22 protein-coding genes are annotated in these 25697 nt (G+C 43.1%); 18 read left to right on the top strand and 4 right to left on the bottom strand.

What is annotated here, in order from left to right; all coding sequences use genetic code 11:
- Positions 1–121: 121 nt before the first annotated feature.
- Positions 122–1036 carry a metal ABC transporter substrate-binding protein gene (locus tag CTER_RS07515; protein WP_004624948.1) on the top strand — a complete coding sequence of 305 codons (915 nt, stop codon included), beginning with the start codon at positions 122–124 and terminating at the stop codon, positions 1034–1036.
- 52 nt (positions 1037–1088) lie between these two features.
- Here the strand turns inward: CTER_RS07515 and CTER_RS07510 are convergent, their stop codons facing one another.
- Entirely contained in the window at positions 1089–1976 is an 888-nt protein-coding gene (locus CTER_RS07510; protein ID WP_004624775.1) for a fructose bisphosphate aldolase, read from the bottom strand.
- Positions 1977–2152: 176 nt separating this feature from the next.
- Here CTER_RS07510 and CTER_RS07505 point away from each other — a divergent pair, with 176 nt between their 5' ends.
- The 15 genes from CTER_RS07505 (at position 2153) to CTER_RS27945 (ending at position 18889) form a co-directional block, all read left to right on the top strand.
- Positions 2153–2797: a hypothetical protein gene (locus CTER_RS07505; protein WP_004624988.1), complete on the top strand. Its 645-nt coding sequence runs from the start codon at positions 2153–2155 to the stop codon at positions 2795–2797.
- Positions 2798–2955: 158 nt separating this feature from the next.
- A complete protein-coding gene (locus CTER_RS07500) occupies positions 2956–4743 on the top strand; it encodes a cache domain-containing sensor histidine kinase (RefSeq protein ID WP_004624888.1) in 1788 nt (595 codons plus the stop codon).
- A 41-nt stretch (positions 4744–4784) separates the two neighbouring features.
- The gene (locus CTER_RS07495) at positions 4785–6398 is read left to right on the top strand and encodes a response regulator (RefSeq protein ID WP_004624799.1); all 1614 of its coding nucleotides are present in this window, start codon (positions 4785–4787) and stop codon (positions 6396–6398) included.
- Between the two features lie 189 nt (positions 6399–6587).
- Positions 6588–7958: an ABC transporter substrate-binding protein gene (locus CTER_RS07490; RefSeq protein WP_004624819.1), complete on the top strand. Its 1371-nt coding sequence runs from the start codon at positions 6588–6590 to the stop codon at positions 7956–7958.
- A 73-nt stretch (positions 7959–8031) separates the two neighbouring features.
- Entirely contained in the window at positions 8032–8922 is an 891-nt protein-coding gene (locus CTER_RS07485; RefSeq protein WP_117387149.1) for a carbohydrate ABC transporter permease, read from the top strand.
- A 14-nt stretch (positions 8923–8936) separates the two neighbouring features.
- Positions 8937–9767: a carbohydrate ABC transporter permease gene (locus tag CTER_RS07480; protein ID WP_004624961.1), complete on the top strand. Its 831-nt coding sequence runs from the start codon at positions 8937–8939 to the stop codon at positions 9765–9767.
- Between the two features lie 13 nt (positions 9768–9780).
- Positions 9781–10188, top strand: a complete 408-nt coding sequence (locus tag CTER_RS07475) for a VOC family protein (protein ID WP_004624936.1) — start codon at positions 9781–9783, stop codon at positions 10186–10188.
- Between the two features lie 32 nt (positions 10189–10220).
- On the top strand, positions 10221–11540 hold the full coding sequence (locus tag CTER_RS07470; protein WP_004624842.1) for a hypothetical protein: 1320 nt from the start codon (positions 10221–10223) through the stop codon (positions 11538–11540).
- Between the two features lie 239 nt (positions 11541–11779).
- Positions 11780–12427: a TetR/AcrR family transcriptional regulator gene (locus CTER_RS07465; RefSeq protein ID WP_004624911.1), complete on the top strand. Its 648-nt coding sequence runs from the start codon at positions 11780–11782 to the stop codon at positions 12425–12427.
- Positions 12420–13730, top strand: coding sequence for an MFS transporter (locus tag CTER_RS07460; protein ID WP_004625014.1), 1311 nt, complete (start codon positions 12420–12422; stop codon positions 13728–13730). The genes CTER_RS07465 and CTER_RS07460 overlap by 8 nt, the downstream gene beginning before the upstream one ends.
- Positions 13715–16033 carry an ABC transporter permease gene (locus CTER_RS07455; protein ID WP_004624964.1) on the top strand — a complete coding sequence of 773 codons (2319 nt, stop codon included), beginning with the start codon at positions 13715–13717 and terminating at the stop codon, positions 16031–16033. Before CTER_RS07460 ends, CTER_RS07455 begins: the two co-directional genes overlap by 16 nt.
- A 3-nt stretch (positions 16034–16036) precedes the next feature.
- Positions 16037–16795: an ABC transporter ATP-binding protein gene (locus CTER_RS07450; protein WP_004624898.1), complete on the top strand. Its 759-nt coding sequence runs from the start codon at positions 16037–16039 to the stop codon at positions 16793–16795.
- A 338-nt stretch (positions 16796–17133) separates the two neighbouring features.
- Positions 17134–17544: a DUF1801 domain-containing protein gene (locus tag CTER_RS07445; RefSeq protein WP_004624982.1), complete on the top strand. Its 411-nt coding sequence runs from the start codon at positions 17134–17136 to the stop codon at positions 17542–17544.
- Between the two features lie 65 nt (positions 17545–17609).
- Positions 17610–17981: an iron chaperone gene (locus CTER_RS07440; RefSeq protein ID WP_004625077.1), complete on the top strand. Its 372-nt coding sequence runs from the start codon at positions 17610–17612 to the stop codon at positions 17979–17981.
- A 287-nt stretch (positions 17982–18268) separates the two neighbouring features.
- On the top strand, positions 18269–18889 hold the full coding sequence (locus CTER_RS27945) for an NTTRR-F1 domain (protein ID WP_004625026.1): 621 nt from the start codon (positions 18269–18271) through the stop codon (positions 18887–18889).
- On the opposite strand, the gene CTER_RS07430 is transcribed toward CTER_RS27945, so the two are convergent.
- From CTER_RS07430 to CTER_RS07420, 3 genes are all read right to left on the bottom strand, one after another.
- Positions 18886–20565, bottom strand: a complete 1680-nt coding sequence (locus CTER_RS07430) for a recombinase family protein (protein WP_004624740.1) — start codon at positions 20563–20565, stop codon at positions 18886–18888. The two genes, CTER_RS27945 and CTER_RS07430, sit on opposite strands and share 4 nt — an antisense overlap.
- 73 nt (positions 20566–20638) lie before the next feature.
- Positions 20639–20902, bottom strand: coding sequence for a DUF6870 family protein (locus CTER_RS07425; protein ID WP_004625018.1), 264 nt, complete (start codon positions 20900–20902; stop codon positions 20639–20641).
- A gap of 272 nt (positions 20903–21174) precedes the next feature.
- Positions 21175–23151 carry a cytidylate kinase family protein gene (locus CTER_RS07420; protein WP_004624735.1) on the bottom strand — a complete coding sequence of 659 codons (1977 nt, stop codon included), beginning with the start codon at positions 23149–23151 and terminating at the stop codon, positions 21175–21177.
- A gap of 119 nt (positions 23152–23270) precedes the next feature.
- Here CTER_RS07420 and CTER_RS07415 point away from each other — a divergent pair, with 119 nt between their 5' ends.
- Together CTER_RS07415 and CTER_RS28725 are read left to right on the top strand one after the other, a co-directional pair.
- A complete protein-coding gene (locus CTER_RS07415) occupies positions 23271–24098 on the top strand; it encodes a MerR family transcriptional regulator (RefSeq protein ID WP_117387145.1) in 828 nt (275 codons plus the stop codon).
- 392 nt (positions 24099–24490) lie between these two features.
- A complete protein-coding gene (locus CTER_RS28725) occupies positions 24491–25561 on the top strand; it encodes a collagen-like protein (protein ID WP_242834943.1) in 1071 nt (356 codons plus the stop codon).
- Positions 25562–25697 lie beyond the last annotated feature (136 nt).

Here is a 25697-nt window from a genome sequence, read left to right as displayed (position 1 = left end):
AAAAATATGTTTATTACAAATGCATATTATTCGCACTTGACAAAAAAATCCTTGAACACTATCATATATTATAGATGCAAATGGGATGCATTTGCAAGTATTGAATTTGGAGGTTGATAAAATGTTAAAAAGATGGGCTGCGATGCTGCTATGCCTGATTACTGTTGTGAGCTTTTCGGCGTGCGGCAGCAATAACGATAATAAAGCAGATAATAACGGAGAAAGCAAGATAAAAGTTTCTGTTACCTTTGATGCAATGAAGGAGTTTGTTTCGGCGGTTGGAAAGGACAAGGTAGAAATTTCGACTATTATACCCGCCGGTACCGAACCACATGATTTTGAGCCGAAAGCCCAGGATCTTGCCGGACTCAGCACAGCCAGTGTTTTTGTGTACAGCGGCTTGGGAATGGAAGCCTGGACGGAGGAAGCAATCAAAGCTGCTGATAATGCGAAGCTGATTGCAGTGGAAGCGTCCAAAGGGGCTGATGCGATTAAGAACACCGATCCTGAGGAAATCGAAGAACACGGGCAATATGACCCTCATATCTGGCTTAGCTTGAAGGGTGCCGAACTCCAGGTCAAAAATATCAAGGACGCCCTGGTCAATGAAGACCCGTCCAATAAAGATTATTATGAAAAGAACTGTAATGATTTTATCTCACAACTGGAGAAGCTTTATGACGAATATAATGAAAAATTTCAGTCTGCAAATAAAAAGAGCTTTGTGGCAGGACATGCCGCCTTTGGTTATCTCTGCAGGGATTTTGGCCTGGAGCAGAACAGCGTGGAAGACACTTTTGCAGAGGGCGAGCCCAGTGCACAGCAATTGACCGAGCTTGTAGAATATTGCAGGGAAAACAAGGTAACCACTATTTTTGCCGAAGAAATGGCAAGCCCGGACGTTTCCAAAACGCTGGCCAATGAAGTTGGCGCAAAAGTAGAAACTATCTATACTATTGAGAGCAGCGAGAATGATATGACATATTTGGATCGGATGACAGATAATTTATCCAAGATTTATGATAGTTTGAAGTAAAATGCCGGCGCTCCCCTTCTATTTGAATAGAGGGGGAGCGCCAGTGGAACCATTATGTAATTGATGCCGCATAAATGGCTTTAATGGAGTTTGACAACATGGCATTAAATTCTTCATCCGTTTGCTGAGCTGTCAGGCCTTGGGACAGAGCACGCGAGAAGCTGGCGATCAGCCCTTGGTTACGTGCTAACCTTTCATTTGCTTCCCTTTGGGTATATCCCCCGGACAAAGCCACAACCCGCGCAATATGGGAATCATTCACCAAATCGCTGAAGAAATTATCTTTTGTTGGTATGGATAGCTTAAGCATGATTTTCTCATCCTGTCCAAGGCTGGACAATTGATTGAAAATCTCGTATTTTAATATTTTTTCCGATTCTTCCTTATCCGGACTGTGAATATCCACCTCGGGTTCAATAATTGGAACCAGCCCGGCCTCAATGATCCGTTTACCAATATCGAACTGTTGCCTGACCACCTTTTTTATTCCTTCGCAGTTGGCCTCTTTAATAACAGAGCGCATTTTGGTTCCGAAAATGTTCTTTTCAACAGCCCGCTTTAAAAGATTGTCCAAATCCGGGATTGGCTTCATAAGTTGAACACCATTCTCAATCGCGGTCAGTCCTTTGTCAACCTTTAAAAAAGGAACGATGCCCTTCTTCTCCCAAAGGTAATCAGCAGTAAATTGATTGTTAATGGTGCGGTCCATTGTGTTCTCAAATAAAATGGCGCCCAAGATATACTCTGAAGTAAATTCGGGACTTGTTATAATCCGTTTTCTCATATCATGCACTAAATTAAACATTTCTTCCTCATTGGAATAGCTGTCTTCCTTGATTCCATATTGAAGAAGTGCTTTTGGAGTACTTCCGCCGCTCTGATCCAGGGCAGCAATAAAGCCTTTTCCTGTACGGATTCGATCCATTTGCACCTTATTCATTAAAAAATCTCCTTTCTACGAAAAAAATAAAATGACTCTTAAGCTAATTATAGCACGTTTGCACACCTGTATACAGTTTCCCGTTTAACAAAATATCGGGTATGGACAAAAGTGTATACTACACACATGGATCGCGTTAAAATAGAAAGTAATTAATTTGTATTAAGGAGGAGCCTATGAAACAAAAGCCCGGTATTATTAAAGTTGGTGGAATTTCATTGATTATTTCTGGAGTTCTCTTTTTTGTCCAATACCTGTTTCTTTTACCTTTACCTGCTCCACCGTCGGTGGATGCGGAGCTGATGGCATGGCTGGCCGATTGGCGGTTCAACATCGCAATGGCTGACGAAGTGTTTTTCTTTGCCACTTTATTAATGATTCCTTCCATAGCTGCACTGTACAGGATATTGGTGCGAGCCGACAGAATCAAGACATTGGTTGGCTGCGGTCTTCTGGTTACAATTATACCGGTAAATATAATGCTGGTCATTATTCTGGGACGATTGGTATACCCGGTGTATAATATTGAATTATCACCTGATATCTATAAGCTGATAATCAGTATCTACTATGGAGGCATGCACTGTACAGCTATCATACTGAGTGCGGCCACCATCATATTGAGTTTTGCAATAAGAAAAAGTGTGCTTGGAAAGCCTGCAGCAAATTTTGGATTTCTGGCAGGAATATTTGATTTAATCGGAGCTTATCCCTGGCTGCTCGGAACAGCTATGGCATTTGTTTCCCAGTTATTTTTTCCGGCCTGGTTTGTCATTCTCGGAATAAGGATACTGATCGGAGCAGGGCAGTTTGAGCATTGATAATATTTCATCTGCATGTATAATAGTTATTATGTATACTATTTATTTAGAGTATTTAATAGACGTAATTGCCGCAGAGTAAAAATACATGGTCAGACCATAGATTGGGTATGTTTGTCTTTTTTTGTGATTTAAACACAGCGAAAGGAATGATATCTATGAAAAAGCTTACGGAGATTATAAAACGAAAACTGTATTTCAGCTCTATCGGTCAGAGAATTTCTACAGTGATGGTAATCATAATTATCGTTACGGTCATAATTTTCATGATAAGTACTTATAACATCATGAGATATCAACTTTCAATTAAAACAGAATTAAATACTCAAAAGGATCTTACCACGGTTTCCGAAAAAATGGATCTGTTTTTTCAGAGGGTAAAAAGTGATTCTATTCTTGTACTTGCCAGCGGTCCCTGCCAGGACTTGTTAAAAGGAGCCAACAAAACCTTGAATGCCGATTCTTCCGAACAGTATCGGATATACAGGCTTATTCAGGAAACAATGAAAAGTATTTTTGTTTCGGATGATATATACCGTACGATTATATTTTACGACTTGAATGCAAATGCATATGCCCCGGTCAATATGGCAATTCAGGATAAAAATTTCCAAATACAAAAGAAAATAATGCTTGATTTTCTTTCCTCATCCAAAGAAGATGCCGAGTGGGTTACACTGCATAAAAGTCCGTGGCTTTTCGGGACTAAAGGTGCAGAGGAAGACTGCATCAGTTATCTGCACAAGGTTTATGACGGCAGCAGCGGAAAACTCATAGGGGCAATGGAAATGGAGCTGAGCACAGACAGTATTTTCAAGCTGTATAAAACACTTGCCCAGAACGGGATGGATATTTTTATTCTGGACAGCAGCGGTATGGTAATTTCAAGCGAAAACCCAGACCTTCGGTATAAAAATTTTTCCGGTGAAAATTGGTATAAAAACTTTAATGATAAAAAAAAGCATATAGACCAGCAGAACAAATTGTTGTATATGACAAAAAAATATTCCATGCTGGATTGGTCAATAGTTTGTACAATCCCAATGGATGTATATTTGAGGGATTTACATATATTTTCTGTCGTAGATATAGTAATCGGCTTAATACTGCTGGTTATTGCATCATTTCTTTCCCGTATTCTGATCCTGTCCATAATAAAGCCTTTAGGGCTGATCACCAGAACGATTCATGACATTGGAAAGGGAAATTATGAACAGCGCATAAGAATACAATATGGAGGGGAAATCGGAACCCTTGCCGTGGAATTTAACAGGATGATCGATAAGACCAATGAACTTATGGAGAAAATTGTAACAACCGAACAGAAAAAAAGAGAATCGGAATTGTCATTGATTCAGATGCAGATGACACCGCATTTTTTCTATAACATTCTGGAGAGTATCTGCGGTCTGATTGTAATTAATGAAAAAAAACTTGCAATAAAAACTGTACAGCTGCTGTCCGCCTTTTATAGGGGTGTACTGAATAAAGGCAAAGATATAATACCGATTTCGGAAGAATTGGATATTGCAAAAAACTATCTTGATATCATGCAAATCTGTCATTCAAATACCTTCACCTATAAGATTCATTGTGCCGAAGAGCTTAAAAAATACCATATCAACAAGCTGACACTGCAGCCTATTCTGGAAAATGCGGTCCACCACGGGATCATAGGGAGCGGGCGGAACGGAGAAATCAGAATTTTGGTATCGGAAGCTGAAAACAAAATTAGGATTCGTATTTCAGATAATGGAAACGGGATCAGTGCAAAAACTCTGGAAAGTATCCATGAAGGCAGGGAAGAAGAATATCACATGGACAGCTTCGGCCTTAAAAATACACAGGAAAGAATCAGGCTTCATTTCGGAGAAGATTATGGTCTTTCTATTCAAAGTGAAGAAAGTATGGGGACGGAAGTTGAGATACTGCTCCCTATGCAGTAGAAGTTTTGACTATACCCGGATACGGGAGCGGAGGAACTGAAATGTATAAAGTGCTGGTTGTTGATGATGAAACGTTGATAAGAAAACGGATTATCTTTGGTTTTGACTGGGAGTCATGGGGATACCAGGTGGTGAGTGAAGCCGGTAACGGTCCTGATGCCCTGGAAATTCTGGAAAGGGAAGCGATAGATGTTGCCATTGTGGACATTGCAATGCCTGATATGAATGGTATTGAGCTTGTACGGGAAATACGCAGACGGAATTATCCGATTGAAGTCATTTTTCTGACCGGTCATAGTAATTTTGAATATGCAAAGGAAGCAATGGCGGAGGGAGTATATTACTACATACTGAAACCATTGGATGAGGCGGAGTTTTCCGCCACACTCGGGAAACTGGCCAATAAAATGGATAAGGAGCAGGAAAGGGAAAGAACCATGCTCAATCTGAAAGAAAGCAGGGACCATATCAACCTGTTTTTGAAATGTAAGTTCTTCAGTGATCTGTTCCATGCCAGAATCGGCATTGAGGAAGACGAATTGAAAGAAAAGCTTGAGCAGCAGGGAGTCCGGTTACACAACGGGTATCGTGTTGTTGTGATAAAAATAGAAAAAGATCAGGACAGTGAATTGAATATAAAACAGGAATTGGACAGAATGCTGCAATTTTTGACCGGAAAGATGCCCGGGCTGCAGAATATTATAACCCTTTATGATGTGCTGGACGATTGTATCATTTTATTTATAGATATCTCAGAAAACCCTTCTCTGATGCAGCCCCAAAGGTGCATGGAACTGTTTAAGCCGGTCTGTTCCGGTATGGAAGGGACGGAGTATGCCTGTGTCAGAGCCGGAATAAGCAGGGAAGTGAAAAGCACGGAAATAGTTTCAGATGGCTACGAAGAAGCACTTACAGCACTGCAAAACACAATGATGCATGAAGAGAAAGTATTGGAATACGGCATGCTGCTGCCATTTTTAGAAAAGAAATTCCGGATTTCCTCAGCACAGAAGGGTGAGCTGAGACGGGAGGTGGAGAGCGGCGGGCTTGAAGAAACGGCAAGGAAGCTGAAGAAGATATTCAGTGATATCGGAGAGGAAAAGGTTGGGTATTCAGAGTTCTCTCAAACAGTAAAGCAAATATTTTATTTACTGTCCGAAATAGCCTTCGAATCCAACCTTGACATTAAAGGATATATGGATGGGTACAGTAATCTGGAGACAGCTCTTTTGGGGATAAAAAGTATTGATGGGATGTATGCCTGGCTTTACGGTATTGCCGAAAAAATCATTGCAAGCAGGGAGTTTTTCCGGAAACGGGGGCAGAATATCGAGCTTGTGTACAAAGTTAAGCAATACATTATGGATAACTACTGGAATCAGGAGCTGACCCTGACTGATATATCCGATTACCTGCATGTTACGCCTCCGTATCTCAGCGGCAGCTTTAAAAAAGCCGTGGGTATGTCGGTAACACAGTATGTTTCCATGATAAGGCTTGAAAAAGCAAAGGAAATACTGTGTTCAAGAGGTATGGACGTGAGATCCACTGCGGAGCAGGTGGGATACAGTGATGAATATTATTTCAGCAGGTGCTTTAAAAAATATTTCGGGGTATCACCTTCTTCTGTCATAAGAATTAATAATTTTGACTAAAAATCACATGGGTTTTATGGATTTTATCATTAATTTTTTACAAAAACAGCGTAAAGAATTCCATGGTGGTTCTAATTCCTTTCGAATAAAATAAAGAAAACACCCGGTTGGCCGAGACACTTTAAGCAGAGTAATATAAGGCGGTAACCGGGGAGAAATATTCCGTATATGAAAGGAATGGGGGATAATATGGTTAAAAAAAGGAACGCAGTTGGGTTTTTAATGGCTATGGCGATGGTTTTGAGCCTGTTTTCAGGCTGTTCGGGTAACAACAGCGGGGCCGGAGGCAGCTCGCAGGCTTCAGCAGGCGGACAAAACCAGGCAGGGAATGAGAAGGTTGCAGTTCGTATCCTGACAAGATACAGCAATCCGGATAATGTCCGTGAAAAGTATTTTATTGACCGGGTTGCAAAGTTTAAGTCGGAAAATCCGGATATTGATTTGCAGGACATTTCGGTTTCCGATGAAAATTCAAGGGATACCAAGTTCAAAACCTCGGTAGCATCGGGGAATCCAATTGAAGTCTTTAATTTTTTAGGTTATGCAGCAAATATTGACTATGTGAAAAATGGAGTTGTTGCAGACCTGGATCCGCTGTTTAAAGAGGATCCCGAATGGACAAAAAATTATAAGAAATCTCTGTTTAGCCCTGTTGACTACAGTGCCTACGGCATAGAAGGAATCTATGGAATTCCCACAACTCCGTACGGTGTCTGCACTTTTTATAATAAAGCTATTTTTGATAAGTTGGGAATTCAGATCCCGGAGACCTGGGAGCAGATTGAAGCAGCAGCTCCGAAACTGATTGAGAAGGGTATCACTCCCATGGCGTTTGGAGCAAAGGATAATTACCGCGGAGGACACTTTTTAACAGCATTGTCAATGAAAGTATACGGGGCCGATCTGAAAGACAGGCTGATCAGCGGAGAAGAGAAGTGGAACGGAAAAGATACGGTGAGTCTGATTTCTTATATGAAGAAGCTCTATGATGAAGGTGTGTTCGGTAAAAACAACCTGGCCTATACGGCAGACGGGGAATTGGCGAAACTGGAAAGCGGTGAGGCTGCCATCTGCTTCAGCGGCTCCTGGAATATAGCAACTATAAATGGATTTTCCAATGCAAAGGATATTGTATGTAAAGGATTCCCATATTTTGAGGCTCATCAGGAAAACAAGGATATGTGGATGGGCGGACCGGACGATTTTCTTGCAATATCTTCAAAACCCGGAGATGCGGATTATGATGCTACTGTAAAAGTGCTGAAGTATTTTTCTTCCCAGGATTACTGGCAGGGACTCTATGAAGTGCAGAAAGGCTCCGGAACTTATCCTGTATCCTTCGGCGAAGTCATACCGGCAGATACTCTTACCAACGGTTTTAATGAATACTACAATTCTGCAGTCAACATGATCGGAGAAATTGAACAGTATGACAAAATGGCAGCTCTGATGGATGTGGTAAGGACGAATATGCAGACTATCTTCTCAGGCAGCAAGGCACAGGAGATCGGTGACGTAATACAGGGAGAAGTGGACAATTATTTGGCAAGCAACAAATAACTGTAAAATAAGCGGCCTTTAGAAGTCCTTTTCTAGAGGCCGTATGAATATCCGTCCGGAGGGGGTCGCAGGTTTGGTAGGAAATAAAAATTTTCGAAGTAAAATGGAAAGTGTTTTACTCAGCTTACCGGCTTTTCTGATTTATTCATTTATTATCATATATCCGATGGTCAGCGTTTTTTATATGTCTTTTTTCAAGTGGAACGGAATTCCCAGTTCCAGTATGGAATTTACGGGATTGAGAAACTACATCGCCTTTTTTATGGATAACAGGTTTTATACTGCGTTAAGAAATATCGGCATATTTATTTTATCAGGCTTTCTTTTGATATTGCCGGTGGCGTTTTTTCTTGCCACTGTTATACAGAGCAAACTGAGGGGTAAAAGGTTTTTGCGGACAAGTTATTTTTTCCCACAGGTCATAAGCCGTACTGCCATCGCTCTTATGTGGTACTTCCTTCTCTATCCTGAGGGAGGGCCTGTTGCATCGCTGTTTCATATGATTGGACTGAACACTGTTGACGTAAATTTTCTTGGAAGCAAGATCTGGGCTATTTATGCCATCACTGTAATTAATGCATGGACCTATGCAGGCTTTAACATGCTGATCTTTTCGGCAGGGCTGACTTCAATTCCGGAAGAAATTTATGAGGCCGCCGTTGTAGACGGTGTGAATCCGTTACAAAAACTGATGTATATAACAGTGCCAATGATGAAAAGCAGTTTTCAGCTTTTTGTTATTAACTGTGTTATAGGTTCAATCACCACCTTTGAAATGGTTTATGCTACGACAGGGGGCGGTCCCGGCAGTGCATCTGAAGTGTTTGGAACCTTGCTGTACAAAAATGCTTTTACTTATAATAATTACGGTTATTCCAATGCAATCGGCTCCTTCCTGATCATTGCATCGTTCGGCGCTACACTTATATTGAATTTTATTTTCTCAAAGAGGGACAGGGATTGAAAGGGGTGGCGTATATGCAGAGGAAATTGAAACCAAACAATATTATATATGTATTTTTTGCAATTTTATTTTCTTTTATTTTTTTATACCCGGTTTACTTTACGGTGATTTCATCGTTAAAAGATAACAATGAGATCTGGAATACCATGTTTGCACTGCCTAAGGAAATCAATTTGGACAATTACAGGTCGGCAATAAATGATATCGGAATTCTCAGGTCGGTTTTGAACTCTTTTATTTTTTCCTTTGGAGCAACTATCATCGTGGTAATTACAGTTACAATGGGATCCTATGTGATTTCGAGAAAATTGCTTAAAGCATGTGGTTTTCTGCGGTTGTACTATTTGCTGGGACTTATGATTCCCGCATATGGAATGCTTATTCCCATTGTAAAGATGTTTACTACGTTTGGCCTCCAGGATCATTATCTGCCCATGATCATCTTATATGCCGGAATAAACTTTCCAATGAGTTTTTATTTGATTGTGGGACATATAAACGGATTGAGCCGCGAAATTGACGAGGCTGCCTATATTGATGGCTGCAGCACCACAGGGATTGTATTCCGGGTCATATTCCCAATTGCCAGGCCGGGAATATTTACAGGGGCAATTATAACCTTCCTCGCCGTATATAATGAACTTATATTTGCCAATACACTGCTGCAGCAGAAATCAATGCAGACTATATCAGTAACACTGCTGGGATTGAAAGGGGAAAGATTTACAAGCTGGGGACCGATGTTTGCCTCAATCGTGCTTTCAATTGTGCCTATTATGGTTATATACCTGATTTTCCAGGAGAGGATAGAAGGCGGAATAGCCGCGGGAGCAGTAAAAGGATAAGGAGCCGAAAATTATGATTACTTTAAAAAAAATGCAGCACATAGGTATTATCGTTCCGGATGCCGGGCTGTGTGCAAAATGGTATATAGAGCACTCGGGGTTTAAAGAAAAAGCGGAATTCCATCATGAGGGCAGCCGGGTGAAATTTGTTTATTCCGCAGATGCGGGTATTCTCTGTGAACTGATCCAGCGTCCCCAGGGCAGTGATGATGCTCAAAGGGCTCAGCTCACAGGGGGATGGATAGACCATATTGCCTATGAAGTTGAAGATATAGAAAAGGAATTTGAAACCGCTAAAGCTGAAAAGCTGGATATCATTGAAGGTATTGTAGAAATTCCGGGGTTCTGGGAAGCCGGTTTTCAGTACTTCCTGGTGCGTTCACCGGGAGGAGAGAAAGTGGAATATTGCAAAGTGCTTTAAGAAATTACGAGATGGACGGAGGGATTTCCATTATGAGAGCAAAAATAGTAGCCGTGAGATTTGAAAGTACCGATATCAAGGAGTTTGACAGGATATACGATGTGCTGAGAGAGCTTTATAAGAATGAAGCCGAGTTCCTGGACCCCGTGCTGATGGGGAACCCTTTACCCGAGGCCGACGCCGTACTGCTGCCTGTCATGGCTGTGGATGTTTATACAAAAATAGATCGGATCAGGCAGGCGGTCAACATTCCCATTATTGTCATTACAACGGTATTTGGAGTCTCACTCATGTTTGACTGGGAATCGGTAGCCTACTTGAAGTCAAAAGGACTTGAGGTTTATAATCCCCATAGTATGGAGCTAGCAAAGACTATATTTAAAGCCTTTGCCCTGAAAAGGGAAATGAAAAAACAGAAATTCCTGATTTTTCAGGATACTCCGGGAGATGGGCTGATTCCGGAACAGTTCAAAATATTCTACTGGTGGAATGATGAATGTACGCGGGATATAAAAGAGAAATTCGGTATTACCATAGTGAGAAAGCCATATATCGATCTATGCAACAAGGCAAAGGCCATTTCAGATGAGGCTGCGCGGATTGAAGTGAAGCGTTGGAATTTCCATAATCAGGTGCCTTATGAGCGTCCTTTGCTGGCCTCTGTAAAATTGTTCATGGCGTTGCGGGATGAGGTGGATACGGAGGGGAATGTTGCGGGATGCGGTGTCAATTGCCTGAATGAAGCTTATGACAGTGATACCACACCGTGTCTTGCATGGAATCTTCTTTATCAGGATCGCGGTGTAATGTGGGTGTGTGAGGGGGACACCTCCTCTCTTATGACTCAATACCTTATAGGTTCAACGATTGATTCTGCAATTCTTACTACAAACATTTATCCGTTCCTGTCCGGAATGCCGGCCCTGTCCCATGAAAAAATACAGGAATTTCCCCGGGTAAGCGATCCCGACGACCATGCTCTGCTGGTACATTGCGGATATTTTGGCTGTATGCCTCAAAAAGGTACGTCAAAATGGGTTCTGAGACCGCCGGTGCTTTCCTGGCTGGTTGGTGAGAATTCTACTGCTGTTGATGCTGAGGTGGATAAGGGCCCTTTAACCTTATGCAAGCTTCATTCCACCTTCGGGAGTATAATGATTGAAAAGGCCGTATTGGAAGAGTATGTGCAGTATCCCGGATCGGACTGCCGCAACGGCGGACTGATCAGGGTAGCGGATGGCTACAGGCTAATGGAAAGGATTTATTCCCATCATGTTATTGTTGCTACAGGAAAGAGAAGCAATCAAATCAAGGCTGTTGCACAGGTATTCCACATCAATGTTGATGAATAATGAAAGTTCTTGTTGGTTTACATAATACGTATATGATAAATATTTACCCATAAATGGCGCCCTTGGTTTCTTTTGAAACTGAAGGGCGCCTGTTTTAAAACTTATATATATTCATGCAGGGTTCATTTTTTTCCTCAAAAATATAAATAAAAATTTGGTACTATTCATGATAAATAAGGAATGGTATACTGATATTAACTGACAGACAGTCGGTCGGTATACAATGAGGAGAAGTAATAATGAGAATAGTAAAAGAAGCTGAGGAACGCAGAAACGAAATACTGGATGCGGCTGATCAGCTCTTCGGTGAGAAGGGTTTCGACGGCACAAGTACAAACGATATTTTAGAAAAGGTAGGAATTGCAAGGGGAACCCTGTATTATCATTTCAAATCCAAGGAAGATATTATGGATGCACTGATTGAACGGCATAACGCCCGTCTCCTCAATGCTGCACAGGCAGCAGCCTCAGACCGGAGTGTACCTGTAAACGAGCGCATCCTGAGTGTTGTGATGGCACTGAATATAAGCGGCCGAAGCAGCGAGGAAATTATAGAACATATTCACAGACCGCAGAATGCGCTTATGCATCAGAAAATACAAAAGGCCATAATAGGCGGTGTTACGCCCATACTTGCGGAAATAATCCGGGAGGGTATTGATCAGGGACTGTTCAGCACACCGTTCCCGTATGAGTGTATGGAAATGGTTGTGACGTATGCGAATACCGTATTTGACGGAGATATGATTGAATTGACGGAGGAGGAACGCGCCTCACGCATACGGGCTTTTATTTTCAACGCAGAGCGGCTGCTGGGTATGAAAAGCGGAAGTTTTATGTACGGTATGCAGATGTTTGGCGCTGAGAATGGAGAAGGCAATGGGTAACCCGGAAAAATCATTCAGAAAATTTTTGCTTCTGTGGTCGGGAGAATTATGTTCAGCAACAGGAAGCGGACTTACGTCGTTCGGGCTGGGAATCTATGTTTTCCAGCAGACGGGCAGGGCATCGTCAATGGCATTTGTAACCTTGCTTGCGTTTATGCCATCGCTTCTTCTGAGCACTGTGGCAGGTGTTCTTGCCGACCGTTATGACAGAAGACTTCTTATGGTGCTCGGTGACAGTCTTTCGGTGGTGGGACTTGTATTTATTCTGATTTGTATGCTTCAGGGAAAGGCCGGACTTTGGCAGATTTGTGTGGGAGTTACAATAAGCTCGGTGTTTTCATCGCTGCTGGAACCCGCATATAAAGCTACGGTCAGCGATTTGCTAACCGAGGATGAGTACACAAAGGCCAGCGGTCTTGTTCAGGCGGCGGGCTCGGCGAAATATTTGATCTCGCCCATAATTGCAGGATTTTTGCTGACTGTATCAGATATTAAGCTGCTGCTTGTAATTGACATATGTACTTTTTTTGTAACTGTTACATCAACTCTTGCCGTACGAAAGGGTCTTGCTTCAAAGAAATATGAACGGATAAAATCATCTCTTATCCGGGAATTCAAAGACGGCTGGGGTGCCGTTTCAAAAAACAGGGGCGTACTTGTTCTTGTGATCCTGGGAGCTGTAATAACATTTTTCCTTGGAGCAATGGAGACACTTTCATTACCGATGTTGCTCAGCTTTACGGACAGCTCCGCAGCAGGGACAAGTGAAACAATTGTCGCTTCGGGAATGCTTGTATCAAGTGTACTTATAGGAATTATTCCAATCAAAAAGGGCTATGTGAAAATGCTTTCAGCTTCACTGCTGCTTGAGGGGATATTTATTTCGGCCTTCGGCCTCCGTGAAAATATTATACTTATCTGTATTTCAGGATTTCTCTTTTTTGCAATGATGCCCTTTGCCAATGCAAGCCTGGATTTTCTTATCCGAACCAACATTGAAAATTCCGTCCAGGGCAGAGCGTGGGCATTTATCGGATTAATTTCACAGCTGGGCTTTGTTGCTGCTTATGCACTTGCGGGACTGCTCGCAGATTATGTGTTCACTCCTCTGCTGGTTGACGGCGGAGCACTTGCAGACAGTGTGGGTAAGATCATCGGCACGGGCAGCGGCAGAGGAACAGGATTTCTTATTATTATCTCCGGGATGATGTTATGTATAACTTCGGTAATTCTATACAGCTTAAAATCTGTTAAAAATCTTGAAAAGCATGAAAGCAAAGGTGATTTATGTATAGCAGAATAATCCTTAATGATGTTTTAAAAAGCAAGCTGATAACGCTGGTAACGATGATATTTGTTGCTGCTGCGGCATTTCTGGTTTCTCTGGCTGCCATACTCGTTGTGAATCTTTCAGGTGCTATAGATACGCTTATGATGCAGGCAAAAACTCCGCATTTTATGCAGATGCATTCGGGTGAAATTGATACAGCCCGGCTTGAGGCATTTGCAGAGGAAAACAGTTACGTAGATGATTTTCAGGTGCTTGAATTTCTCAATGCTGACGGTGCACGGATTATAGTTGGCGGGAATTCGCTTGCGGGCAGTGTTCAGGACAACGGCTTTTCCATACAGAGTGAAAAATTCGATTATCTCCTTGACCTTGGCGGAAATCTCATAAACGCATCCGACGGAGAGATTTACGTGCCGGTATGTTATTGGAAGGACGGAACGGCAAAACCCGGTGACAGGGCAATGATATACGGGAAGGAATTTACCGTAGCGGGTTTTCTACGCGATTCACAGATGAATTCTCTGCTTGCCTCATCAAAGAGGTTTCTTATCAGCGAAAATGACTATGCTGAAATAAAGAATTACGGGAGCACCGAATATCTGATTGAGTTCAGGTTAAAGAATTTGTCCGCACTTGGTGAATTTGAAAACACTTACACCTCCGCAGGACTTGAAGCAAACGGGCCAACGATTACATATCCGCTTTTCAAAATGCTTAACGCAATTTCTGACGGGCTAATGATTGCGGTCATACTTCTTATAAGTGTGCTTGTGGTTGCAATTGCGTTTATGTGTGTACGCTTCACGCTTCTTGCGAAAATTGAGGACGACTACCGCGAAATAGGTGTTATGAAAGCAATAGGCATGCGTGTTTCGGACATAAAGAAAATATATCTGGCTAAATACGCAGCTATTGCTGCGGCAGGAAGTATTCTGGGATTTGCATTGACTTTTGTGTTCAGGGGCATGCTGCTTGAAAATATACGGCTTTATATGGGTGAAAGCCATAATTCCGCTTTTGCCTTGTTTTTCGGTATAATAGGTGTCCTGCTTGTATTTTTTGCAATGCTTGCCTATATAAGAGGAGTACTGGGGCGCTTTGGGAAGATATCCGCCGCTGAAGCCATACGCTTCGGCATATCACAGGAAAAGTCCGGGGGTGCAAAGTATTTTTGCCTGAGCCGGAGCAAGCTGGTTGACACGAATGTCTTTCTCGGCGTCAAAGATGTACTCACAAGAAAAGGACTATACGTTACAATGTTTGCGGTGCTGGTGATTTCAGTATTTATTATCATTGTTCCCCAGAACCTGTACAACACCATTTCTTCAAAAAATTTTATAAAATACATGGGAATAGGAAGCTGTGATATTCGTATTGATATTCAGCAGATCGATAATATTTCACAAAAAGCAGGGGAAATTGCAAAGGTGATGGAGAGGGACAACTCCATATCCAAATTTGCCGTGCTTACCACCAAGACATTTCAGACAAAGTCCGGGAGCGGTCCGGTGGAACGCATAAAAGTGGAGTTGGGAGATCATTCGGCGTTCCCCGTAAAATATTCCGAGGGCAGGGTACCGGCAGCAGAAGATGAATTAGCGCTTTCGTCTATAAATGCCAATGAGCTGGGGAAAAGTGTGGGAGATGTCATGGAACTGGTTATACAGGGAAAAGAGAAAAAATTTACGGTATGCGGCATCTATTCAGACATCACCAATGGCGGAAAAACCGCCAAGGCTGTTTTCACCGACGATTCGGCCGACAGCATGTGGAGTATTATTTACGCCGAGCTCCCGGATAAATCGCGTACCGGTGCAAAGATTTCGGAATATATCGGCCGGTTTGATTTTGCAAAGATATCGGATATTGATCAATACATTACCCAGACATTCGGCTCCACAAGAAGCTCTGTTGAAAAAGCTGCCTATGCCGCAATGGCTGTTGCCCTGGCTGTAACTGTACTGGTAACCCTGCTGTTTTTGAAAATGCTGGTGGCAAAAGACAGATATTCTATTGCTGTAATGAAAGCGTTTGGCTTTACAAACCAGGATATTAAGGTGCAATATGTTTCACGCTCGGTATTTGTTCTGATATTCGGAATCGTTCTTGGAACGCTGCTGGCAAACACTCTTGGAGAGGCACTTGCGGGTGCGGTAATTGCCTACTTCGGGGCATCGTCGTTTCAGTTTGCAGTCAATCCGCTTTCAGCATATCTGCTGTGTCCCGCGGTGATGATATGCGCCGCACTTACAGCAACAATAATTGGAACTTCGGGGGCGGGACAAATAAAAATATCTGAAAATATAAAGGAGTAGCTTATGAACAAGATTGTTACCGGTGAAAATATAGTAAAATCCTACGGTAAGGGCGATGAAAAGCGCAACGTCCTCGATGGAGTTTCTGCTGAAATATACCAGGGTGAGTTTGTCTCGGTTATGGGACCGTCAGGTTCGGGAAAATCCACGCTGATGTTTGCCCTGAGCGGAATGGACGGTGTTGACGGAGGAAGGGTTGCATTTGACGGCAGTGATCTGTCGGCACTGGGAGAAAATGAGCTTGCCGACATACGCAGAACAAAAATGGGTTTTGTTTTTCAGCAGCCGACCTTACTGAAAAACCTGAATATCCTCGACAACATCATTCTGACCTCAATACGGGATAGGCGAAAAAATGCTGCCAAGATCACCGAAAAGGCAAGAGCACTTATGAAAAAGGTGGGCATCGCAGAACTGGAGAAGCGGGATGTTACACAGGCTTCGGGAGGACAGCTTCAGCGTGCGGGAATATGCCGTGCACTTATGAGCAATCCGAAGATTATTTTTGGAGATGAGCCCACCGGTGCGCTTAACTCAAAATACGCCCAGGATATTATGAACATCTTTTCCGAAATCAACGAGGACGGCACTGCGGTCATGCTTGTAACTCATGATGCAAATGTAGCTGTGCGTGCTCAGCGCATCATGTTTATGTGCGACGGGAAAATTGTGAGTGAAATGCGGCTTTCAAAGTTCAGCGGCACGGATATTGACGACAGGATGGAAAAAGTAATAGCCAAAATGAGGGAGATAGGAATATAATTTTACCGGGAAAAGTGTCTGATAATTTGCCTAAATATTGCAGACGTGTTTTTTCATATAAATTAGCTGGTTTCTCTGCTCATGATTGATTTACGCATATTTTTAGCGTATCATCAAAGGGAATGTTGATGAAAAAATGTCTAAAATACTGATCATAGAAGATGAAATAAGCATACCTGATTTTGCTGGATATCGGACTGCCGGGCCTGCTTGCAGGGATACAGGCCATGCCGGTATTGTAATTTATGATTAAATTAGCAATTGAAAAGAATATTCCTGAAAACTACAAGAAACAATAATATGAGTGAAGTTTGATATTTTTGAAGGAGGATGCTGCCATGGAAAAACAGTCTGCAGAAAATACGAAATCCCCATCTCGGCTGATCGACAAAAGAATTGAGGAACTGGGCGACTGGAGGGGCCGGATGCTCTCAAAGATAAGGAACCTCATCAGGCAGGCCGATCCGGAGGTGGCGGAGGAGTGGAAGTGGAGGGGGACCCCGGTATGGTCCCACGACGGGATGATATGTACCGGTGAGACTTACAAGAACGTTGTGAAGCTGACTTTTGCCAAGGGAGCATCCCTTAACGATCCCTCGCATATTTTTAACTCAAGCCTGGAGGGGAACACCAGGAGGGCCATCGACTTCCACGAGGGAGACGAGGTGGATGAGGAGGCACTTACCGAGCTGATCCGTGCTGCAATTGCCCTGAATAAATCCGGCCGAAAGACATCCCGCAAGGAGTGAGCTTTCATTCATAAGCTGACTGCCGGTATATTTGAACACTTGATCCTTTTTGGAGGTGTAAAGACATGGAAGTTTTTGCAGAATATTTGTCGCGCATTGATAACCCGCAGCACCGGGCCCGGGTGGAAGAAGTTTTGAGTTGGATAATCAAAAGGTTTCCCGATTTAGTGCCTAAAATTGCGTGGAATCAGCCTATGTTTACAGATCACGGCACATTTATCATCGGTTTTAGTACAGCCAGGCAGCATTTGGCCGTTGCTCCCGAAAGGGCGGGCATCAATCATTTTTCTGATGAAATTGTACAGGCCGGATATAATCACAGCAAGGAACTGGTACGTATTCCGTGGGATGGTCCGGTTGATTTAGCATTACTTGAAAAAATAATCGAATTTAATATTTTAGATAAGACAGGATGTTCCAACTTTTGGCGGAAATAAGGAAAAAGCCGTCAAGCTAAAAGTTGTCAAACAAAAATCCAGACCAAAAGCACTGATTTGGCCTGGATTTTTGTTTTTACAGATGACAGGATTCCTTAAGGATATCAAGTGTTTTGCCGCTTCAAGCACCCGGCACACCGCAGATTTAACCGGTACAAATTCCCGGTTGCCCCAAGGTCTTTAACTAAGCTAAGTACCAAACACAGCCAGCGATCATATAATGTTAAAGAGCATGTATACATTACAGCATGCTATACCCATAACTTTCAGGAGGTGAAAATTCAAAAATGGCTGAATTGATCGTAAACGGCGGCTTTGAGACAGGCTCATTTCCTCCCTGGCTTGTGGACAATGCAAGTATTACTTCCCTGTATAGGCACTCCGGAAACTTTTCCGCACTGCTTCAAAGTGGTATTTCAGTAATATATCAAATTGTACAAGGAGATTTCAGCAGCAGTAGCAGCTTTTCCGCATATCTCGGGAAAATAGGGGCTTTGCCCAACCCGCTTACAACAATCACTATTTCATATTTTAATGCATCTTTTAGCTTTCTTGGACTGGGATTGGTAATAAGTATCCCTCCAAACACTCTTCCAGATGCATCCCTGGGTAACTGGCAGCTTTTTACCGGAACTGCTGTTCCGGCTCCTCCAGGGACAACAATGGCAATAGTATCAATTAGCAAACAGGGTGATCCCGGCACAGCTAATGTGGTTGTGGATGATGTATCCTTAATGTCCGGAGGTGTGGTTCCGACGGGGCCGACCGGAGTTACAGGTCCCACGGGTCCAACCGGCCCAACTGGCCCGACAGGTGCTACAGGAGCAACCGGACCGGCGGGTCCAACGGGGGCCACCGGAGCGGTTATATTAGGAAAACATACTGCTTTTCAAATACGGTCTGCCTAAACCGCGTTTGAATGGGTATTGACTTCAATGTATTCCGCAACTCTGCGGTACTCGTTGGCAAATTTCAACTTGACGCTGATATTGCCGTTTTCGAATACCTTGATTGTCTCAACAAATTCAATCAAAATATCCCTTGTCAGTTTGTCGATATTTCCATACTTCCGAAAGGATGCCAAAAATGGGTTTTCCGCATCAGTACCATTTTCAAGCTGTGCCTTTTCCTCTTGCAGATTGCGTATGACCTCGTTAATGGTTTCTATTTGACGTTCATAAGCTTCCTTCATCTGGAGATAATCCTTATGAGTAAGTTCACCGTCTTTCCAGTCCTGATAAATGCTTTGCTTGTAGTGTGAAATACTGGAAAGCTCTTTTTCTTTTGCCGTTATCAATTCATTCAGCCGGATAGACTGGCTTTTTTGCGGTGGAGCCGTGTTAATCCGTGAAACAATGTCAGAAAAGGATACCGCAATATACACCTGCTGCCGGATTGCATACAATACAGCCTGTTCTAAGTGGCCGTGCTTAATCGTATGTTTGGTACAGGCTGTTTTTGACTGGTCTTTGTAGGTGCGGCAATAGTAATATACATTTCCTCTGGCCTTGCTTCGCGTCATAGCTTTGCCGCAATCCGCACAGCGGAGAAATCCGCTGAATAGGTACAGCGTTTTTTCTTTCGGTGCGGTACGGGTATCTTTTTTCAAAAGCTCCTGTACATGGGCGAAATCTTCACGGCTGATGAGAGGTTCATGGGTATTCTCTACAATAAACCATTCATCTTCCGGGACGGTTTCCTGCACATGGATTTTATAGCTCTTAATGCGGTAACGGCCCTGAACCATATCACCAACATAAATGCGGTTTTTTAGAATGTTACTGACAGTCATTGCACACCACAAAGGATTGCCTCCCTTGGCGCTCGGATTTTTATATTTCATACCTTTGTTCTTCTTATAAGCCGACGGGCATAAAATACCGCTTTCATTCAGCTTGTGCACAATGGCATTTTTACTCATGCCCTCCAAGAACCAGGCAAAAATGCTTTTGACATTTTCTGCAGCTTCCCCGTCAATGACAAGAGCATTTTTATCCTCAGGGTCTTTCTGATAGCCGTAAGCCGCAAAGGAGCCAATATGCAAGCCTTTTTCCCGCTTCTTGTCAAAGGTTCTCCTGACGCTTTCCGAAGTACCTCTGGCGTGTTCCTCGTTCAAAACGCCTTGAACCGGAACTGCTATGTTTTGCGCGTTTTGCGGGTCTTTGTAAGTATCAATGGGCTGCTGGTAAAGAGAGATAAACCGCACATTATTCCTTGGAAACCAATCGCCAAGATAGTAGCTCTGATCGCCATTGTTGCGGAAACTCCGGGCAAGGTTCTTGACAACTACACAATTGATTTTACCCTTTTGAATATCTGTTAACAGCCTCTGGAAATTTTCTCGTTCTTCGTCCGTCGTGCCGCTCACGCCATCATCAACATATTCTCCGACAAAAACGTATTCGTCGCCGTCGTCCTGCTGTTCAAGGAAGTCTGTCAAAATAAGTCTTTGGTTGGTAATGCTTTCCGATTCGTCTTTTCCACGCTTATCTTCACGCGATAAACGGATATAAAGCCCTGCATACCATATCCTTTTTTTGTTTGTTACTTTTACGATATTTTGCCTGTTGGCTGCTCTTGCCATGTGTCCTCCTTTCTATTACATTACACCCATACCATGTCATCCTGGAGTAATGTGAATAAGGTTGAAATGCGCATTATAAACCGCTTTTCTTGCGTATCATGAAGCTCGCAAGTACCTCTTGAACGGATGGTGCAGTATCGTCAAATTCAAGTTTTACTCCTACTTCGCCACAACGGAAACACAAGGGATTTTTCAGCTTTTCCAAAACATAAGCCGGCCGGTTTTCTTTCGGAAGGGAATTATCAAACTCCAGCATACTTATATCAACCAGCTTTCCTATATCAACCGTTTCCATATTTACGCTCATAAAACTATCAATCATTGCGGAAGTAATCATTTATCATGCTCCTTTAATGGCATGATTCAATATATGCACTTCCCGGTTGTCATGTGAGCCCGAAGTCAATAGGGACTGTTGCAGTAATGCTCGTCAGCTTCCTCAATAGACTTCATATCAAAAACATAATGAAGTCCGGAAACTACGCGCTGAATATCATCGGGCTTGAAGCCGCAGTTTTCCTTGTCCAATGAAAAGTCAGTCAAAAAAGGGCATAAAAATGCCTTCGAGGGAAAATCCCTGAAAGATGTTAAATAAAAAATGGGCGCACTTCACGCCCGTTTTTTGCTGTACTTTCCTTTTATTTTTTCAGTATGTAGCATCAGCTCTACGCATTGTTCTATTCCCATACTGCTGTTGATAGATAAGTGGTAGTAATGTGCGTCACCCCATTTTGCACCTGTATAGTGGTTGTAATAGCTTTCCCGGGCCACATCGTTATTCTGCACGGCTTGTTCTGCGTCCTTCGCCTTTAACCCATATTCCCCCATAGCCCGACGAACACGCTGCTTAAAGGGCGCATGGATAAAAATGTGAATGCAGTTTTCCTTGCCCTGCAAAATGTGGTCTGCGCATCGACCTACAATCACGCAAGCTCCCTTGTCTGCGATTTCCTTAATTACTTTGCTTTGCGCGATAAAAACCTGATCGGGAATGGGCATATATTTCCGCCCGATGTACAGCCCGTATTCAAAGCCTTTCTCCATCTTTTGGTCGGATTGCTCAACAGCTCCTACGGATAACTGTGCCTGCTCCGCAGCCAAGCCTATAATTTCTCTGTCATAGAAGGGAATATTCAAGGCTTGCGCCACCCTGCGTCCGATGATGCGTCCTCCCGAACCGTATTCCCTGCTAATTGTAATAACACAACCTGTATTTACACAGGCCGACTCAATAACAGCCTGCGTTTCTTCAGTACCGACCTCAATACCTTTCATTGTCCTTCTTACCAACAATTGAGAAATAAAATAATGGCACAGTTCACCGGCAAAGTATGCCAGATACAGCCACTTTGCGTCAAATGCAAAGACGGAAAGCAATATAAACACCTGTGTAAAGCCCATGCAGCGCAGGAAAGAAATCAGCGTTGCGTATCTGTTCCGTTCCGTGGTCTGGAAAAAGAGAATATTCATCAGCGCAAGGCCGACAAAGATGTAGGCCACTGAATACTGACGGAGGATATAAGCTGTTAATTCCGTTAACTCTACCGAACTTCCGCTTTGGAATAAGGGAACCATCTCTCTGCCAAAGAGGATACAAATTCCGGCCAACAGAATGGAAGCAACGATATTCGTGCGTTTTCCAAGGCTGTACACGTGAGAAAATGTTTTCTTTTCGCCCTTGCCATGATAAAAGCTCATAAGCGGCTGTGTACCTTGTGTGACGCCTAATACCACCATGCTTATAATAGAAGTCACATAGCAAACTATAGCATAGGCGGACACGCCCACGGTTCCAGCAGCGCGAACGACTGCAATGTTAAAGGAAAGCGTAACAGCAGGTACACTGAACTCCATCAGAGCGGACGAAACGCCGTTACTCACAACCCTTTTTATCTCGCTAAAATGAAATACTGGTTTGCGGATTCGCAGCATGCCCTTTTTTCGGATGAAGTGGCTAATATAGAATACAAACTCGATGGAAACGCCGATACCGTTCGTGATGGCGGCCACCTCAATTCCATAGTGCAGGACGAGAATAAAAATAACGTCGAGGATTGCGTTGATAACCGCCCCGAAAATAGAACCGAGCATAGCGATTTTGGGATCTTCATCATTACGGACAAAAACGGAAAGCACGAATGCCACTATCTGTATCATTGAAAAAGGTGCTGACCATTTCATATAAGCGGTAGCGTAGGGCAGCAAATCTTCATTTGCACCTAATAATATGGAAAGGCTTTCACGGAAGAAGAAGCCTATCAATGCTAATACAGCACCAAGAATAACGGATACGGTGAGGCACTGGCAAAAGATATTGTTTGCTTTCTTAATTTCGTCTTGACCTTTGTGAAAAGAATATACATTGGCTCCACCCACCCCGATCAGCATGGACAGCGCAATAACAATCATACTGAAGGGGAACACGACATTTACGGCACCGAGAGCAACCTCACCAATTCCCTGTCCAACAATAACGCCATCCAAAATAATATAGAGTGCTTGAACAAGCATTCCGATAATAGATGGAATAACATACTTAACAAATTGCTTGTTAAGCTGTTTATAATCTGTAAGGTGATTTAACATATTTTTTTCCTCCTTAAGCAAAGTTGACTTATACAAGATAGCATTATAAACTATACATATACTGAACAGTCAAGCATAGAAACGACAATAAGAGGAAAAAAATAATGCAGAGAAATTGTATGAAAATTAGTGAATTTGCGCAGGTAACAGGAATTACACGAAGGAACCTTTTGTTTTATGATGAAATTGGACTTTTATCGCCCACAATGATAGATGAGAATAATAAGTACCGCTATTACACATATCAGCAGATAGACACTGCGAATGTCATTACTGTATTGCGGGAGATTGGGATGCCTTTGAAAGAAATTAAAGAGTATTTAAGCGGGCGATACCCGGAAAAACTAATTCGTATGTTAGGTACACAAAAGAAGATTGTCCAGGAGAAAATCAAGACTTTGGTACAAATTAGTGAAATGCTGGACACACGAATTGATCTGGCTGAAAAGGGGCTTCGCGTAGATGCTAATATCAATGCGATTACTATACAAGAATGCGAAGCGACACCAATTTTAATGGGGCCGGTTTTAAGGGGGCCAGAGCTTCCGGCAGACAGCCATATATTGGAGGGCTGGTATTATCTTGTAGACTTTTATGAGTTTTGCAAGGAACGTCAGGTCATTCGCGGATTGCCAACCGGGGCTATTATTGACCACGCAGATTTGATACATGGAAATTTTGAACGTTCCTCCCGGTACTACTATCGCCCTTTGTCTGGAAATAGCTACCCGAATAACGCAGAGAAACCAGAGGGATTATATGTTATCGGTCAGGAGTATACGGAGTATGCTAAAAGCCATCATCTATACGCCCGCCTTTACAGTTATATTGATGAAGTTGGTTTAAAGATTTGCGGTCATGCTTATGAAGAATATTTGCTCGATGAAATATCCACAACAGACCCCACGAAATACCTTTTGCAAATAGCAATACATGTACAAAAATAAAAATACAATGCTTCACAATCATCTATGAGGGAGACTAAAATTAAGTCTCCCTCATAGTCAAACATATTAAGTATTTTAGTTAAGTTTACGAATATGGAAAAACCTGAAATCGGGGGATAAAGTCCTCGTTTTTTACACTGTTTCAAAGAGTTTTGCTAAACGGCAAGCAGGACAGCTGTGGCCACAGTTATATATTTTTTGTAGGATGAACCTACAAAAACTTGTTTGTTGGGGAGCCTCTCCAAACCCTGCCACTTCGGGTCAACTTGGAGCTGTTGACAAAGCCCCATAAAAATATGAAATTAAGAAAAATTAGCACCATAAGGATCCGACCAGATAAAAAAGCTCAAAAAAAGAACGCCTATTGGCGTCATCTTTATTCCGGGCTTGTTTTGCAATTTCCTATTATAAACGGCCCCACCGGTCCAACTGGCCCGACAGGTGCTACAGGAGCAACCGGACCGGCGGGTCCAACGGGGGCCACCGGCCCGACAGGCCCAACTGGTCCGACGGGGGCAACAGGAGCAACCGGACCGGCAGGTCCGACAGGTGCAGGAGTTACCGGAGCAACCGGTCCAACCGGCCCGACGGGGGCCACAGGAGCCACAGGTCCGGCAGGACCGACAGGTGCAGGAGTTACCGGAGCAACCGGTCCAACCGGCCCGACGGGAGCCACAGGAGTCACCGGCCCGGCAGGTCCGACAGGACCAACGGGACCAATAGGACCAACCGGACCTGCGGGACCGACAGGCACAATAGAACCTAACCCATTTGAGGTATATGTTCAAGCCGGTGCGGTGGATGGAAACGGTACACATGCGAATCCTTTCGGAACGATACAGCAAGGTTTGGCAGCTGTTTCTCCTACAGGAACTGTCCACATACTGGGAGGAACTTATAATATTACTTCTACAGTGGCAGTCAATAAAGCAGGTGTGACATTAATGGGATACCCGAGCACCATGATTGTGCTGCAAGCAGCTGTAATAGCCTTTCTTGTTACCGGAAGCGGTGTTACAATCGACGGATTAACCATTACCAGTAATGCTCCGTATGCTGTTGAATTCATTCAACTTGCCGGAGCAAATCATAAGCTTGTTGATAATGTGATTTTTGGACCGCCTCAAGCAGGGCCATCTACCGATTGGGTAGTAAACCGGGGCTTTTTAACGCAATCGAATGTAACAAATTTGATTGTGGAAGAAAACATTTTTTACTCTCTCAGGCAGCCTGCATATTTGAATCCAAATTCCACAGGTCACATTATCAATAATATTGTTTACAATACACGTGGATTTGTAGTTGACAGGGCGATTTTCGTTATTTCAGGCAATTCCTGGGGGAATCCGGAAAATGCAGTTGATATTGCATTGCTGGTCGGCACACCTACCGGGGCTCCTTACGACCCGCTGACTGAATTGGTAAACAGCAATAGCGTTGCTACAATCAGTGATCAAAGGTAAACAGGTATTGGCAGCGATAATATGGATTAACTGGACGCTCTGACCTGAAGAGTGCGCAAAAAGGCTCCTGCTTGTAAACAGGAGCCTTTTGCGTTAACTTTTCGGTCTTATTAATTATTTTATTTTACAATTGCGA

Origin of the sequence: Ruminiclostridium cellobioparum subsp. termitidis CT1112 (assembly GCF_000350485.1) — a bacterium.
Classification (GTDB): Bacteria; Bacillota; Clostridia; order Acetivibrionales; family DSM-1351; genus Ruminiclostridium; species Ruminiclostridium termitidis.
This window is presented reverse-complemented; position numbering and strand designations above follow the sequence as displayed.

What these genes read in the sequence shown, in the direction of transcription:
- CTER_RS07515 (WP_004624948.1), top strand. Translation starts at nt 122, where the DNA reads ATGTTAAAAAGATGGGCTGCGATGCTGCTATGCCTGATTACTGTTGTG.
- CTER_RS07510 (WP_004624775.1), bottom strand. Translation starts at nt 1,976, where the DNA reads ATGAATAAGGTGCAAATGGATCGAATCCGTACAGGAAAAGGCTTTATT.
- CTER_RS07505 (WP_004624988.1), top strand. Translation starts at nt 2,153, where the DNA reads ATGAAACAAAAGCCCGGTATTATTAAAGTTGGTGGAATTTCATTGATT.
- CTER_RS07500 (WP_004624888.1), top strand. Translation starts at nt 2,956, where the DNA reads ATGAAAAAGCTTACGGAGATTATAAAACGAAAACTGTATTTCAGCTCT.
- CTER_RS07495 (WP_004624799.1), top strand. Translation starts at nt 4,785, where the DNA reads ATGTATAAAGTGCTGGTTGTTGATGATGAAACGTTGATAAGAAAACGG.
- CTER_RS07490 (WP_004624819.1), top strand. Translation starts at nt 6,588, where the DNA reads ATGGTTAAAAAAAGGAACGCAGTTGGGTTTTTAATGGCTATGGCGATG.
- CTER_RS07480 (WP_004624961.1), top strand. Translation starts at nt 8,937, where the DNA reads ATGCAGAGGAAATTGAAACCAAACAATATTATATATGTATTTTTTGCA.
- CTER_RS07475 (WP_004624936.1), top strand. Translation starts at nt 9,781, where the DNA reads ATGATTACTTTAAAAAAAATGCAGCACATAGGTATTATCGTTCCGGAT.
- CTER_RS07470 (WP_004624842.1), top strand. Translation starts at nt 10,221, where the DNA reads ATGAGAGCAAAAATAGTAGCCGTGAGATTTGAAAGTACCGATATCAAG.
- CTER_RS07465 (WP_004624911.1), top strand. Translation starts at nt 11,780, where the DNA reads ATGAGAATAGTAAAAGAAGCTGAGGAACGCAGAAACGAAATACTGGAT.
- CTER_RS07460 (WP_004625014.1), top strand. Translation starts at nt 12,420, where the DNA reads ATGGGTAACCCGGAAAAATCATTCAGAAAATTTTTGCTTCTGTGGTCG.
- CTER_RS07455 (WP_004624964.1), top strand. Translation starts at nt 13,715, where the DNA reads ATGTATAGCAGAATAATCCTTAATGATGTTTTAAAAAGCAAGCTGATA.
- CTER_RS07450 (WP_004624898.1), top strand. Translation starts at nt 16,037, where the DNA reads ATGAACAAGATTGTTACCGGTGAAAATATAGTAAAATCCTACGGTAAG.
- CTER_RS07445 (WP_004624982.1), top strand. Translation starts at nt 17,134, where the DNA reads ATGGAAAAACAGTCTGCAGAAAATACGAAATCCCCATCTCGGCTGATC.
- CTER_RS07440 (WP_004625077.1), top strand. Translation starts at nt 17,610, where the DNA reads ATGGAAGTTTTTGCAGAATATTTGTCGCGCATTGATAACCCGCAGCAC.
- CTER_RS27945 (WP_004625026.1), top strand. Translation starts at nt 18,269, where the DNA reads ATGGCTGAATTGATCGTAAACGGCGGCTTTGAGACAGGCTCATTTCCT.
- CTER_RS07430 (WP_004624740.1), bottom strand. Translation starts at nt 20,565, where the DNA reads ATGGCAAGAGCAGCCAACAGGCAAAATATCGTAAAAGTAACAAACAAA.
- CTER_RS07425 (WP_004625018.1), bottom strand. Translation starts at nt 20,902, where the DNA reads ATGATTACTTCCGCAATGATTGATAGTTTTATGAGCGTAAATATGGAA.
- CTER_RS07420 (WP_004624735.1), bottom strand. Translation starts at nt 23,151, where the DNA reads ATGTTAAATCACCTTACAGATTATAAACAGCTTAACAAGCAATTTGTT.
- CTER_RS07415 (WP_117387145.1), top strand. Translation starts at nt 23,271, where the DNA reads ATGAAAATTAGTGAATTTGCGCAGGTAACAGGAATTACACGAAGGAAC.